Origin of the sequence: Polaribacter pectinis, from assembly GCF_014352875.1 — a bacterium.
GTDB classification, from domain to species: domain Bacteria; phylum Bacteroidota; class Bacteroidia; order Flavobacteriales; family Flavobacteriaceae; genus Polaribacter; species Polaribacter pectinis.
Window position 1 is genome coordinate 738,659 of record NZ_CP060695.1, and the last position, 14,455, is coordinate 753,113.

Below are 14,455 nucleotides of genomic sequence, written 5' to 3' on the forward strand. Positions count from 1 at the left end.
TAAAATCAAAAAACTCTTCAATTTTTAATTTTATAAAAATGAAAATTACAAAATCAATCTTATTTTTTTTATCAATAATTATGCTATCCTCTTGTTCTAAAGATGATAAAAAAATAGAATTTACTTTTTTACAATTAAATGATGTTTATGAAATTGCACCCATTCAAGGAGGAGAGTTTGGCGGAATGGCAAGAGTAGAAACTGTTCATAAAGATTTATTGAAAGAAAACCCAAACACAATGTTGTTTTTGGCTGGTGATTTTTTAAATCCGTCTTTATTAGGAACTTTAAAAGTAGATGGAGAAAGAATTCGTGGAAAACAAATGGTAGATGTTATGAATGCTATGAATTTCGATTTAGTAGCTTTTGGAAATCATGAGTTTGATGTGTCAGAAAAAGACTTACAGAAAAGATTAAATGAAAGTAATTTTCCTTGGATTTCTGCCAATGTAAAATTAAAAACAAAAGAAGCAGCAATTCCTTTTTATAAAGAGATAAATGGAGTAAAAGAATCAGTTGGGGAAACTTTTATTAAAGAGTTAAAAGATGCAGATGGCACAAAAATTAAAATTGGTTTTATAAGTGTTTGTATTCCTTCAAATCCAAAAGAATATGTAGAATATGGCAATATGTTTGTAAAAGCAAGAGCATCTTATGCAGCTATAAAAGATTCTGTAGATGTAGTTTTTGGGTTAACGCATGTAAAGGTTGCTAACGATAAAAGAATTGCAAAGTTAATTCCAGATTTGCCTTTAATTATGGGAGGTCATGAGCATACAAATAGTAATAATTTTGTTGGTAATGTTCAAATTTCTAAAGCAGATGCAAATGCAAAAACAGTTTTTATTCATAGAATTTCTTATGATAAAAAAACTAAAAAGATCGTTGTAAAATCTGAATTAAAAGAAATTAATTCATCCATAAAAACAGATGAAAAAGTTGGTGAAGTAGTTGCTAAATGGCAAAATATTCTTGAAACTAAAATTAAAGAAGTGATACCGAACCCAGATGAGGTAATTTATAAAACTGAAATTCCTTTAGACGGAAGAGATACTCCAATAAGAAGTTCACAAACAAATTTAGGGCAAATAATTACAAAAGCAATGTCTTTTTCTTATGATGATACTGTAGATTGTGCTATTGTAAATGGAGGTTCTATAAGAATTGATGATCAATTAAGAGGTAGCATTACACCTGTAGATATTTTTAGAGTTTTACCTTATGGAGGTGCAATTGTAAAAGTGAAAATAAAAGGAAGATTGTTAAAACGCGTTTTAGATTATGGCGTTTTAGCCAAAGGAACTGGCGCATATTTACATCGTTTTAATATTGAAAAAGTAGAGGAGAATTGGATGATTAAAGATAAAACTTTAAACAGCAACCAAATCTATACAGTAGCCTTTTCAGATTACCTTTTAAAAGGTTTTGATATTCCTTTTTTATCAGATAAAAATAAAGAAGTTCTTTCTGTTTATCATCCCAAAGAGAGTGAATTATCTTTCGATATTCGCAAGGCTGTTGTAGAATACTTAAAGTTAGAAACAAAAAAAAGTGCTATTGATTAGCACTTTTTTTTGTTCTTAATTTATTTAAAAATTAAAACCTAAACTCCAATCCACCATAAATTCCAAAAGGATGTCCTGGTCTCAAACCTGCAGGAACTCTAGATACAGCATAAGTATTGTCTAATAAGTTTATAACATTAGCTGTTAGATTGAATTTTTTATTCACATAATATTTACCAGACAAATCAACAATAAAATTAGCAGCTACTTTCTCATTTGTAGGAATAGTTCCAGTTCCTGCTAAAGTTCTAAATTCGCCATTATATCTAGCGTTTAAGTTTATTTCAAATTTAGAATGTTCTAAAGATAAAGCTGCATTAAATTGATGTTTTGGTATGTACGGCAACTCATCTCCAGCTGTTACAGTTCCCCATAAACTATCAGAACTTCCAAAACTATTTAAAAATTCTGTGTTTGTAAATGTATATCCAAAAGAAAAAGGTAAAGAAAATTGACTTTCTTTTTTAACTAAATTATAGTTTAATAACAATTCAATTCCGTTTACTTTTACTTCACCAGCATTAAATTGGTCTAAAGAACCTGTTCCACCAGTTGCAGCTAAATCGCTTCCTAAAAGATTAGAATAATCATTATAAAAACCTACAAATTCTCCTTTTAGTTTTCCAAGATTAAAACGTGTTCCTAATTCATAATTAACGCTTTCTTCTGCTTTTTCTTCTTCTTGGTTTCCTGGAGGAGAAAACCCTTTATGAATACCTCCGAAAAGTGAAAAATCGTTATTAAACTTATAGTTCATTCCCATTCCTGGAATAAAAACGTCTACAGTATTTTCTCTTGAAGCTAAATTTACACCAGTTCTTGTAACATCATTTTTACCATAGTCATCTCTTTGTAAAGTGATGTTTTCATATCTAATTCCTGGAGTAAATGTCCAATTGTTATATTTTAGTTTGTATGTTATATAAGAAGCAAAGGCATTTGCATTGCTAATTCTATTGGCATCTGTTCCTTGAATTCCTGCAGTTGTTAAATCTAAAATACCTGTGTTAGAAATACTATATTTATCTACCCATTGAAATCGATCTTCTTCATCATAATGAAATCTAAAACCGACTTCAATATCATGAAAAGCATCACCTTTATACCAATGATAATCTAACTTTGTTTGAATTCCTTGAGAATAATATTTTCTATTATTTGCTTTTACACCAATTGCATCTGCTCCAGAATTTGTTGTTCCGTTTACAATACTAAAATGGTCTGAAAGTGTATTTGGGTCATTTAAAACATTTGCAATGGATTGCTTATCTCCATTAAATGTAATATCATTTAGTTTATACCAATTTCTTGCAAAGTTATTTCGATATGCTGTTGTAGTAACTCTTAAGTCTTTAGAAAAATTGAATCTATGTGTAATCATATACTGTGTATGATCTGTAGTCATCTTATCATTATTAGAAGAAGCATATCTAGAAAACGGATTGTTATCAAAATCTTGTTCAGTTAAGCCTAAATACGTTTCATTACCAACTTCATCTGCATATTGAAACTTAAATTCTAAAGATTGTTTTACAGTTGCATTTGGAAATAAATTCAATTTAAATTTGGCAACAACATCATTTTTATTAAAACCAGTATTTTTCCCACTCGGCAAAGTTTTAAATCCATCTGAACCATAGTTTAGATATTCTATCATGTAACCAAAGGTTTTGTTACCTCCACCTATTTTTGCATGTAATTGGTTTGAGTTAAAACTTCCATAACTAGCTCTTATGTTTCCACCAAATTCAGTAGGAATTTGAGTAGAAATCATATTAATGGCTCCACCAGTAGTAAAAGGACCAAATTGTATTTGGCTACTTCCTTTTAAAACTTCTACAGCTTGCATTCTTGCAATAGTAGGGAAGTAGTAAGCAGAAGAAGCGCTGTAAGGAGCAGGTGCAATTAAAACACCATCTTCCATTAAAGTAATTTTAGAACTTCTTTCTGGTGATGTTCCTCTTAAACTGATGTTTGGTCTTAATCCAAAACCATCTTCTTCGTAAATTGTTACTCCAGGAACTGTTCTTAAAGCTCTGTTAACATCAGTAAAGCCAAATTTTGCCAATTCTTTAGGAGATAAATAATAAGCAGAACCTGTTCTGTTTTCTGCAACATATTTATTACCAAATATTACAGTTGTAGAAATTATAATTTCATCTAATTTCTGTATGGAATCTAATTTTCCTTTTTGTTTTTCTTTTTTTTGAGCTGATAAGGCTACTGTAAATAAGGCTGTTAAAACAATAATAACTTTCTTCATTTTATTTAGACTGACTTTAAATAGGGTTTGATTTCGGGTGCAAAGATACGACTCATATTTAGCTATACAAATCTTATTTAGAATAAATAAAAATAATATTTATAAGAAATTAGTTTCCAGTATTTTAATGCATAAATTTTAACATTTAAAAAAAAACTCTATGTTATTCGTTGATAATTAACGAACATAAATAAATACACTTAAATTCAATAAATAATTGTAAATTTGCACGCAATTATACCTTAATTGCAACATGACAGCACACAACAACAAAATTTTAGGCGAAGGATTAACATACGATGATGTTTTATTAGTTCCTGCCTTTTCCGAAGTTCTTCCAAGAGAAGTAAGTATTCAAACAAAATTTACTAGAAATATTACTATTAACGTACCAATTGCATCTGCTGCAATGGATACTGTTACAGAATCTGCTTTGGCAATTGCTATTGCAAGAGAAGGTGGTATTGGTGTATTACATAAAAATATGACAATTGAGCAACAGGCTCATGAAGTTAGAAGAGTTAAACGTGCAGAATCTGGAATGATTTTAGATCCTGTTACATTGCCTTTAACTGCTACTGTTTTAGATGCGAAAGCAAATATGAAAGAGCATAGTATTGGAGGTATTCCTATAGTTGATGAAAATGGAACTTTAAAAGGAATTGTTACCAATAGAGATTTACGTTTCGAACACGATGGAACTAGACCAATTGTAGATGTAATGACAAGTGAGAACTTGGTAACTGCCGCAGTTGGAACTTCATTAAATGATGCAGAAAAAATACTTCAGAATTATAAAATTGAAAAACTTTTAATTGTTGATGAAAATTATAAATTAAAAGGATTAATTACGTTTAGAGATATTACTAAAGTTACACAAAAACCAATTGCAAATAAAGATTCTTATGGTAGATTAAGAGTTGCTGCTGCTTTAGGTGTTACAAGTGATGCTGTAGAAAGAGCACAAGCTTTAGTAAATGCAGGAGTAGATGCTGTAATTATAGATACAGCTCATGGACATACAAAAGGTGTGGTTACTGTTTTAAAAGAAGTTAAAGCTGCATTCCCAGATTTAGATGTTGTTGTAGGAAATATAGCAACTGCAGCTGCAGCAAAATATTTAGTTGAAGCTGGAGCAGATGCTGTAAAAGTAGGTATTGGACCAGGTTCTATTTGTACAACAAGAGTTGTTGCTGGAGTTGGTTTTCCACAATTTTCTGCAGTTTTAGAAGTTGCTGCTGCAATTAAAGGAAGTGGAGTTCCTGTTATTGCAGATGGTGGAATTCGTTATACTGGAGATATACCAAAAGCAATTGCTGCAGGTGCAGATTCTGTAATGTTAGGTTCTCTTTTGGCAGGAACTAAAGAATCTCCAGGAGAAACTATTATATACGAAGGAAGAAAGTTTAAGTCTTATAGAGGTATGGGGTCAGTTGAAGCAATGAAACAAGGTTCTAAAGATCGTTATTTCCAAGATGTTGAAGCAGATATTAAGAAATTAGTTCCTGAAGGAATTGTAGGTAGAGTTCCTTACAAAGGAGATTTAGACGAAAGTATTCATCAGTTTATTGGTGGTTTACGTGCAGGAATGGGATATTGTGGTGCAAAAGACATAGAAACATTAAAAGAAACAGGACAATTTGTAAGAATAACAGCAAGCGGAATTAACGAAAGTCATCCTCATGATGTAGCAATTACAAAAGAATCTCCAAATTATAGTAGGAGGTAAGCTAGTTATAATTTTAAAAAAAAACTCAAGAAACTTTTCTTGAGTTTTTTTTAAAACTTGAGTTTAAAACGTTAAGCTAAATTATATCAATAAAAAAAGCCTCACAATTTGTGAGGCTTTTAAATTTTATGATAAAAAATTATTTTTTAGGTTCTGGAACTGTAATTCCTAACTTTTTAATAACGAGTTTAGTAATGTCTAAATTTTCGTCTATATAAGCAAACTCATTACCTGTAATAGTTAAAATTTGTGTGAAACCATTAGATTTGGCAACTTCTTTAATTGCGTCAGATAATTTCTTGTATAAAGGTCTCATTAATTCATCTTGTTTTAATTGCATTAATTTCTGACCATTCGCTTGGTATTTTTTAATATCGTTTTCTAAATCTGTTATTTCTTTAACAGCAGTTTTTTTAGCTAACGTACCTAATGTAGTTTCTTCTTTTTTAAATGCATCTACCTTATTTTGAAATTCTTTAATTTTAATAGAAAAAGAAGTGTCTAATTTAGCGCCATATTTTTGTGTCATATCAACAACAACTTTCGCTTCTGGCATTAAATTAATAATATAATCACTGTCTACAGTACCAACTTTAGATTGTGCTATAGTAATTGTGCTTAAAAAAGCAATACAAATAAATAAGATTTTAGATTTCATGGTTTAATTTTAGTGTGGCAAAGATATAAAAGTGAGTGATTTACCCAAGTAAGACAGTCATAAAAAAAGTTAAAGTTTATACTTCTATAAAACTTAAAGCATAATTTTCTACTTTTTCTAAATCTGTGCTATTATTAATCTTGTTTTTAGAATCGGTAAGTAAGTTATTAACTTCAAAATTTATTACTTTTTTATAAGATTTATTAGTTGTTTTTTTACTTAATCTCTTTAAAACGGATAGGAGTTTTATTACAATAATAAAATCGTGAGAGCAATAGGTTCTTAAAGAAACCATAATATTATAGATTAGTTTTTCGAACTCTAATGTGTGAACAATCAACAAGATTTCATTATTGTCTTTTATAGCATGCACATCAATTTTTTGGATTCTTAAAATTAGTAATTGAGAAAGATAATCTATTGCATTTATGGCAGTTCCTGGATCATTAATACCTGGCGACATAGATTTAACAGCAACTTCTGTAATTTGTTTAAAAGCTAATAAGTAATTGTCGTCTATCAATTCACTTTTAGAAAAATGAAAGTTGTTGTAAATTCTATTTTCTATGTCTTCCTCAATCTCTTTTTCAGTTTTAAATAAAATATCATCTTCATCACAAAAAGAACCTTTTGTAGCAATAATTTCTATTTTAAAATTATTTTCTTTGGCAATTTTGGCTAATGTTTTAAGGGAAACTATTTGAAAATAACCTGTAGTTTTAACTTTATATTCAATCCAATTTTTAGTGTTTGGTAATTCTTTATCTAAATTTTTTTCTATGTCAATTAACTTCGTAAGTTTTTTTTCTGCTGAATCATAAATTCGAAATAAAATATTATCAATTTGAATTTCTTGAGAAATAGAATGAATAAAGTAGATAAATGCTGCTAAAGAATTTAGCATAAATAGAATTGATAAAAGCACAGAAAATCCTGGTAATTGATATTTATCTCCTGTTGGCTCTATAAAAACTAAAATAAAAATACAATAGATTATTGTAAATAAGTAGATACCTAATACAATTTGATGTCTTCTATTAGAAATTAAACCAGGTAATAATCTTGGAGAAAAATTACTAGAGGCTTGGTTTAATAAAATCATTACCATAGAAAAGCTAAAAACCATAATGGATATTAAACCTGCAATAAAAGTGGTTAAAATTGTTCTAGCCGTTTCTGTATTGCTAATTACTAACTCTGGGAAAAATTCTAGAATATATTTTGAAATACCTTCATTTTCTAAATACATCATTATATAAGCAAAAATGCAACCTGCTAAAGCTATTATAGAAGGAAAAAAAGCAATTTTGTTTTTTAAATTATAAATTTTATTAAAAAAGTTGATGAATTTATCTTTCATTAGTCAATTATTTTTTTTTCGATAGTTTTAATAATGTCTTTTACATCAGTTTTATAATCAAACCAAAGTGTATTTTCATCTCTTTTAAACCAAGTTAGCTGTCTTTTAGCAAAACGTCTGGTGTTTTTTTTAATTTCTGATATGGCAAATTCTTTTGTAAATTCATCATCGAAATAAGAAAATAATTCTCTGTAACCTACCGTCTTTAAAGCGTTTAATTCTTTATGAGGATACAGTTTTGTAGCTTCTTCTAACAATCCGTTTTCCATCATAATATCTACACGTTTATTAATTCTGTTGTAGATAATTTCTCTATCTGCTTTTAACCCTATTTTAACGGATGTAAAATTACGTGGTGTTTTTGGTTTGTTTTTGAATGTAGAATATGGAATTCCACTGCCAATACAAACTTCTAAAGCTCTCATTAAACGATGTGGGTTTTCAATAGCAATAGAATTGTAGGTTTCTAAATCTAATTCTTTTAAATTCTGCTGAAGTACTTCTATTCCTTCTTTTTCTAGTTGTCTTGTTAATTGTTCTCTTATTTTAATATCAACTTCTGGGAAATAATCTAAACCATTTAAAAGAGCATCTACGTATAAACCACTTCCACCAACCATTACCTGTATTGGATTTTTTTTGAAAAGTATATCTAATTTAGCAAGTGCATCTCTCTCAAAAGCACCTACATTATAATCTTCAAAAATGCTTCTATTCTGAATAAAATGATGGTTTGCCGATGCTAACTCAACTGCATCTGGTACAGCAGTTCCAATTGTCATTTCCTTAAAAAACTGTCTAGAATCACAAGAAATAATTTCTGAATTAAAATAATTAGCTAGCTGAATGCTTAATGCAGTTTTACCAATTGCAGTTGGTCCTACAATGGTAATTAAAATGTTTTTTGTGTTTGTAATCATGGATTTAAAATACTACCACAATTATAGCAAAAAGTGGCTTTATCTTTATGTTTATCTTTCAAACAATTTGGGCAAGCTTGTGTATTTGTATCTAAAGTATTGTTAGTTCTTGCCATTTCTGAACTTACTATTCCTGTAGGAATTGCTATTATTCCGTAACCGAGAATCATAATTACACTTGCAATTAATTGTCCTAAAGGAGTTTGCGGAGCAATATCTCCAAAACCAACAGTAGTTAATGTTACAATTGCCCAATAAACACTTCTTGGTATACTAGTAAAACCATTTTCTGCACCTTCTATCATATACATTATAGTACCAAGAATAATACAAATGATTACAATAAAGAAAATAAAGACTGCAATTTTTGCTCGACTTGCTTTTAAAGCAATCTTTAAATTGTTAGAAGCACCAATATATCTAGCTAGTTTTAAAATTCTAAAAACTCTTAATAAACGTAATGCTCTTAAAGCAACAAAATGATGAGAACCTATAATAATAAAAGATAAGTATTTAGGTATGGTAGATAGAAAGTCTATAATACCGTAAAAACTAAATATGTATTTAAAAGGTTTTTTTATAGAGACAACTCTTAAAATATATTCAATTGAAAATAAGATGGTAATAACCCATTCAGAAATATTTAAAAAATTATGATATTCTTTATCAAAGCTTTCTATGCTCTCTAACATTACCAAAACAATACTTGCTATAATGGCAATTAGTAAAATAACATCAAATAATTTACCTTCTTTAGTATCCGCTTCATAAATAATTTCATGAATACGTTGTTTCCAAGTAGGTTTTTTATCGGTTTTATTCAATTTTTAAAGTTTTTCTTTTACAATACTACAAATATTTACTGAATTTATAATTTTTTTTCATCTGTTTTTCTCTTTATTCATAAGGGTTTTCAAAATAAAATAAAAAAAAAGCACTTTTTTTAAAACCGTAACTAGTTTCTTCTCGTAAGTATGAGTGAGATTCAATTAAATATTAACTAAAAACTCACACAATGAAAAAAAGTAAAATTTTATTAGGAACCATTTTCATCGCGATTATCGGTTTAATTACAGTTGCTGCAGATCACATAGACGCACCAGCTACACAAGGTACATCAGCAGATATTACAGATTTCTACGCCTTTCAAGGTGAAGATACAAACAATCTAGTATTTGTAGCAAATGTACAAGGTTTATTAAGTCCTAGTGCTACTGCTAGTGCGAATTTTGATTCTAACGTTATGATAGAATTTAATATTGATACAGATAATGATAATTTTGAAAACTTGGTAATTCAAGCTATTCCAAAAGATGGTAAGATGTATTTTTATGGACCTTATGCACCTACTTCAGTAGGATTAAATAGTACCGTTTTTGAAGATGCTGTTAAATCTGAAGTAGCTATTACTGCATATGGATCTGAACCAGTTATTGCAACAAATGAAGGAATGAAGTTTTTTGCAGGACCAAGAGATGATCCTTTCTTCATGGATTTTGCACAATATGGAGCAATTATTGGAGGAAACGCATCTGGTTTTAACAATCCAGGATCTGATACATTTGCAGGAACTAACGTAATGTCAATAGTGGTAGAGGTGCCAAAATCTATGGTAGGTACTTCAGGTACTATAAATACTTGGGTAGAGTCAAAAAGAAAACAATAATTAATTATCAAACTTTAAATTAAGATATCATGAAATTAAAAACAAAAATATATTCAGCAATATTAGTCTTAACCACATTTGTATTTGTAGGTTGTAGTGATAATGACGGAGATTCTATTCCGGTAATAATAGAAAAGGATTTTCCAGGAACATATGTACAGGTAGATCAAATGGGTAGACCAGCAGTTAACACTGTATTTGTATCAGGAGCTAGTAAAGATGCATTTAATACAACTACTCCATCTAATCAAGGAGCAATGTTTCAATCTATGTTTGAAGCTAACTTAACTGGTTTAAGTCCAGCATATGCAAATCCGGGAGACAAAAATGCTTTAGGTTTAGATGCAGCAACTTTTACAGGTTTACTTGCAACAGACGTTTTAAATGTTTCTTTAGATGGTAAAACAACTTTCTTTGATGGAACAAATGTTTTAACTGGAAGAGCTTTAGCAGATGACGTTATTACAGTAGAATTAATATTAATCTTTGGTGGTGAAGACGGTTTAACAAATTCTGAAAACCCAACGCTTTCTAACGATAATGTAGATGCAAATGATAAAGAATTCTTAACATCATTTCCTTATTTAGCTTCTCCTTGGTAGAATGCTAATTTAAATCTGGCGCTTATTTGGGGGAATAGCGCCAGATATTTTTATCCCTTTTTTAAATTAAAAAATACAAATCATGAAATATATCCAACTAGTTTTATTGTTTGTAACTTTTTCATTCGCAATTAGTTGCAATAAAACAACCAACAAACAAATAACAAATACTAAAGATTATGAAGCATATTTAAATGCTGATAATAGTAATTCTTTAGAAACATCAAAGTCAGAACTTAATTTCTGGAAAACTAAATTAGAAAATACGCCTAACCAATATCCTTATAATGTAAAAATTGCAGCAGCAAATTCTACATTATTTAAAATGACAGGAAACATTGATGAATTAAAGAAAGCCGAAAATAATTTAATTATTGCAAACGAAACTACTAACTATAACAACGCAGGTTATTTAAGAAGTTTAGCAAGAAATTATATTTCTCAACATCGTTTTAAAGAAGCTTTAGATTTATTAACAAAAGCAGAATATAATGGCGAAAACCTACAGCAAACACAATACATGCTCATTGATGTTTATTTAGAATTAGGGAAGCATGATAAAGTAGAAAAGTATTTAACCAAAGTAAAAGATTTTAAAAATTTCGATTATTTAATTAGACTTTCTAAATACAATGATCATTTGGGTAATTTAGACAAAGCAATTCAATATTTAGAAGCTTCATTAGAAATAGCTAAAGCATCAGATAACAATTACTTAATGCAATGGAACTATACAAATTTAGCAGATTATTATGGTCATGCAGGTAGAATTACAGATTCTTATAATTCATATTTAAAAGCATTAGAATTAGATGCTAACGACAGTTATGCAAAAAAAGGTATTGCTTGGATTGTTTATTCTTATGAAAGAAATCCTGCTGAAGCATTACGTATTTTAGAAACAGTAACCAAAGAAAATGCAGCACCAGATTATCATTTATTAAAAGCTGAAATTGCAGATTTTATGGGAGATAGTTTAGAGAAAGAAATTCAAACTAAAAAATATCTTGTAAAAACTGCTGACAAAAATTATGGTGTAATGTATCATAAATACGATGTTCTTTTATTTGTAGACGATGCAACCAAAAAAGAAATAGCATTAGAAATTGCAAAACAAGAGGTTTTAGAAAGACCAACAGTACAATCTTATGATTTATTAGCATGGTCGTTTTATAAAAATGGCGATATTAAAAAAGCATTAGAAATTTCTCAAAACCATGTAATTAATAAAACTTTTGAACCTGAAGCATTACTTCATACTGCATATATTTTAAAAGCAAATGGTAGAGTAGAAGAAGCAAATTCTTTAAAGTCAGAATTATTAGGAGCTGTGTATGAATTAGGTCCTTTAACGGAAAAAGAAATAATAAATATTTAAATTTGTCCAAATTTTTACAATATGAAAAACAAAATTATTTTATTTGTTGTTTTTACGTGTTATTTACAAGCATTTGGACAACAATTAAAAGGGCGTGTTTTAGACTCTTTTAATGAACCTCTAGAGAATGTATATGTAATTAATATGGATACAAATTCTCATACTCACACAGATGAAAATGGAAATTTTATACTAGAAAATACAAATATTAACAACACTATACAAATCAGTATTTTAGGATTTAAAAAGAAGACGGTAACTGTTAAGCAAGTAGATTTTAATAACGGAAAAACTATTATTCTAGAAACCAAAGTGTTTCTTTTAGAAGAATTGGTTTTACGTAAAGAAATAAATGCTTTGCAAACCATTTCTAAAATCGATTTAAAAGTAAATCCAGTAAACAGTTCTCAAGAAATATTAAGAAAAGTTCCTGGTTTGTTTATTGGTCAACATGCAGGAGGTGGAAAAGCAGAACAGATTTTTTTACGAGGTTTTGATATAGATCATGGAACAGATATTACACTTTCTGTAGACGGAATGCCAATTAATATGGTTTCGCACGCTCACGGACAAGGTTACAGCGATTTACACTTTGTAATTCCAGAAACTATTAAGAATATCAATTTTGGTAAAGGTCCTTATTTTGCAAACCAAGGTGATTTTAATACTGCTGGTTATGTAGATTTTTCTACTAAAACAGCCATTAATAAAAATACAATTTCAATGGGTTTTGGAGATTTTAACTCATTAAGAACACTTGGAATGTTTAATTTATTAGAAAATAAAAAGAATGAAAATGCCTATGTTGCTCTAGAGTATATTGCTACAGATGGTGCTTTCGAATCTCCACAGAACTTTAATAGATTAAATATATTTGGAAAATACAGCACTTTTTTAAACGGAAAAGATAGAGTAACATTTACAGCATCACATTTTACAAGTAGTTGGGATGCTTCTGGTCAAATTCCTGTAAGGGAAGTAAATAACGGAAATATTACACGTTTTGGTGCAATTGATGATACAGAAGGTGGTTTTACATCTAGAACAAATTTGAATGTGCAGTTTAATAAAACATTGGCTAACGAATCACTGTTAAAAACAAATATTTTTTACTCTAAATATAATTTTGAGTTGTATTCTAACTTTACTTTTTTCTTGGATGATGCAGTAAATGGAGACCAGATTAAGCAATTTGAAAATAGAGATATTTTTGGTATGAATGCAGAGATAATCAACACAAAAAATTATGGAAGCGTTGAAGCAAAATTTACAAAAGGAGCAGGATTGCGTTATGATTTGGTAAATGACAACGAATTATCGCACACAAAAAATAGGAGAGAAGTTTTAGATAGAATTCAGTTAGGTAACGTAAAACAAACCAATATGTATGCGTTTTTTAATTCAGAATTCGAAATAGGAAAATTTAAAATTTCACCTTCTGTTAGACTAGATTATTTTAAGTTTTTATATAATGATGCTTTAAACCCTACCTACGAAACATTAACAAAAACAAAAGCCATAGTAAATCCGAAGTTGAATTTTTTATACACACAAAATGACAATTTACAATGGTTTTTAAAATCAGGAATTGGGTTTCATTCTAACGATGCAAGAGTTGTTTTACAACAAAATGCGGATAAAATATTACCTAGAGCTTATGGTTTAGATTTTGGAAATATTTGGAAACCTACAAAGAATTTAGTATTAAATACTGCAGTTTGGTATTTATTATCAGAAGAAGAATTTGTCTATGTTGGAGATGCAGGAATTGTTGAGCCATCAGGAGAATCAGAAAGATTTGGGTTGGATTTTGGTGTCCGTTATCAATTTACAGATTGGTTATATTTTGATACGGATGCCACTTTAACCAAAGCAAGAAGTTTAGAAAATGTTAACGGAGAAAATTACATTCCATTAGCGCCAAATTTTACAATGTCTGGTGGATTATCGTTTAATAATTTAGGGAAATTTTCTGGCGGATTAAGATACCGTTATTTAGATGATAGACCAGCAAACGAAGATTATTCTATTGTTGCAGACGGTTATTTTGTAACAGATTTTAATATCAATTATAAAATGAAAGACGTAACATTTGGTGTTGCTATCGAAAATATTTTTGATGTTGCATGGAACGAAACACAGTTTGCTACTGAAAGTAGATTACAAAATGAAACAAATTCTGTTGAAGAAATTCATTTTACACCAGGAACTCCGTTTTTTGCGAAAGCAACTGTGAGTTACCAGTTTTAGACTAAATTACTTCTACCTATATAGTAATTGTTTAAAATAAGAGTAAATAGATTTTTAAACGGAA

The 14,455-nt window shown here is 29.1% G+C and carries 11 protein-coding genes; 6 read left to right on the forward strand and 5 right to left on the reverse strand.

Going from position 1 to position 14,455, the window contains the following annotated elements; genetic code table 11:
* Window positions 1-38 precede the first annotated feature (38 nt).
* A complete protein-coding gene (locus tag H9W90_RS03535) occupies window positions 39-1,565 on the forward strand; it encodes a bifunctional metallophosphatase/5'-nucleotidase (RefSeq protein WP_187483087.1) in 1,527 nt (508 codons plus the stop codon).
* Between the two features lie 31 nt (window positions 1,566-1,596).
* On the opposite strand, the gene H9W90_RS03540 is transcribed toward H9W90_RS03535, so the two are convergent.
* Entirely contained in the window at window positions 1,597-3,828 is a 2,232-nt protein-coding gene (locus tag H9W90_RS03540) for a TonB-dependent receptor family protein (RefSeq protein ID WP_187483088.1), read from the reverse strand.
* Window positions 3,829-4,081: 253 nt separating this feature from the next.
* On the opposite strand from H9W90_RS03540, the gene guaB reads away from it, so the two are divergent.
* Entirely contained in the window at window positions 4,082-5,557 is a 1,476-nt protein-coding gene (gene guaB / locus H9W90_RS03545) for an IMP dehydrogenase (protein WP_187483089.1), read from the forward strand.
* Window positions 5,558-5,696: 139 nt separating this feature from the next.
* Here the strand turns inward: guaB and H9W90_RS03550 are convergent, their stop codons facing one another.
* The 4 genes from H9W90_RS03550 to H9W90_RS03565 form a co-directional block, all read right to left on the reverse strand.
* Window positions 5,697-6,215 (reverse strand): OmpH/Skp family outer membrane protein, encoded by a 519-nt coding sequence (locus H9W90_RS03550; protein ID WP_187483090.1) that lies wholly within the window; start codon window positions 6,213-6,215, stop codon window positions 5,697-5,699.
* A gap of 76 nt (window positions 6,216-6,291) precedes the next feature.
* Window positions 6,292-7,575 carry a DUF2254 domain-containing protein gene (locus tag H9W90_RS03555; RefSeq protein WP_187483091.1) on the reverse strand — a complete coding sequence of 428 codons (1,284 nt, stop codon included), beginning with the start codon at window positions 7,573-7,575 and terminating at the stop codon, window positions 6,292-6,294.
* Window positions 7,575-8,495, reverse strand: a complete 921-nt coding sequence (miaA, locus tag H9W90_RS03560; protein WP_187483092.1) for a tRNA (adenosine(37)-N6)-dimethylallyltransferase MiaA — start codon at window positions 8,493-8,495, stop codon at window positions 7,575-7,577. The genes H9W90_RS03555 and miaA overlap by 1 nt, the downstream gene beginning before the upstream one ends.
* Entirely contained in the window at window positions 8,492-9,319 is an 828-nt protein-coding gene (locus H9W90_RS03565) for an ion transporter (protein ID WP_187483093.1), read from the reverse strand. The genes miaA and H9W90_RS03565 overlap by 4 nt, the downstream gene beginning before the upstream one ends.
* Window positions 9,320-9,510: 191 nt before the next feature.
* On the opposite strand from H9W90_RS03565, the gene H9W90_RS03570 reads away from it, so the two are divergent.
* The 4 genes from H9W90_RS03570 (at window position 9,511) to H9W90_RS03585 (ending at window position 14,391) form a co-directional block, all read left to right on the forward strand.
* Window positions 9,511-10,161: a DUF4331 family protein gene (locus H9W90_RS03570; protein WP_187483094.1), complete on the forward strand. Its 651-nt coding sequence runs from the start codon at window positions 9,511-9,513 to the stop codon at window positions 10,159-10,161.
* Between the two features lie 29 nt (window positions 10,162-10,190).
* Window positions 10,191-10,763 carry a DUF4331 family protein gene (locus tag H9W90_RS03575; RefSeq protein WP_187483095.1) on the forward strand — a complete coding sequence of 191 codons (573 nt, stop codon included), beginning with the start codon at window positions 10,191-10,193 and terminating at the stop codon, window positions 10,761-10,763.
* Between the two features lie 82 nt (window positions 10,764-10,845).
* A complete protein-coding gene (locus tag H9W90_RS03580) occupies window positions 10,846-12,141 on the forward strand; it encodes a tetratricopeptide repeat protein (protein WP_187483096.1) in 1,296 nt (431 codons plus the stop codon).
* Between the two features lie 21 nt (window positions 12,142-12,162).
* The gene (locus H9W90_RS03585; protein ID WP_187483097.1) at window positions 12,163-14,391 is read left to right on the forward strand and encodes a TonB-dependent receptor; all 2,229 of its coding nucleotides are present in this window, start codon (window positions 12,163-12,165) and stop codon (window positions 14,389-14,391) included.
* Window positions 14,392-14,455: the final 64 nt, after the last annotated feature.

Coding starts and splice junctions, on each gene's coding strand:
- H9W90_RS03535 (WP_187483087.1), top strand. CDS start 39: ATGAAAATTACAAAATCAATCTTATTTTTTTTATCAATAATTATGCTA.
- H9W90_RS03585 (WP_187483097.1), top strand. CDS start 12,163: ATGAAAAACAAAATTATTTTATTTGTTGTTTTTACGTGTTATTTACAA.
- miaA (WP_187483092.1), bottom strand. CDS start 8,495: ATGATTACAAACACAAAAAACATTTTAATTACCATTGTAGGACCAACT.
- H9W90_RS03555 (WP_187483091.1), bottom strand. CDS start 7,575: ATGAAAGATAAATTCATCAACTTTTTTAATAAAATTTATAATTTAAAA.
- H9W90_RS03575 (WP_187483095.1), top strand. CDS start 10,191: ATGAAATTAAAAACAAAAATATATTCAGCAATATTAGTCTTAACCACA.
- H9W90_RS03540 (WP_187483088.1), bottom strand. CDS start 3,828: ATGAAGAAAGTTATTATTGTTTTAACAGCCTTATTTACAGTAGCCTTA.
- H9W90_RS03580 (WP_187483096.1), top strand. CDS start 10,846: ATGAAATATATCCAACTAGTTTTATTGTTTGTAACTTTTTCATTCGCA.
- H9W90_RS03550 (WP_187483090.1), bottom strand. CDS start 6,215: ATGAAATCTAAAATCTTATTTATTTGTATTGCTTTTTTAAGCACAATT.
- guaB (WP_187483089.1), top strand. CDS start 4,082: ATGACAGCACACAACAACAAAATTTTAGGCGAAGGATTAACATACGAT.
- H9W90_RS03570 (WP_187483094.1), top strand. CDS start 9,511: ATGAAAAAAAGTAAAATTTTATTAGGAACCATTTTCATCGCGATTATC.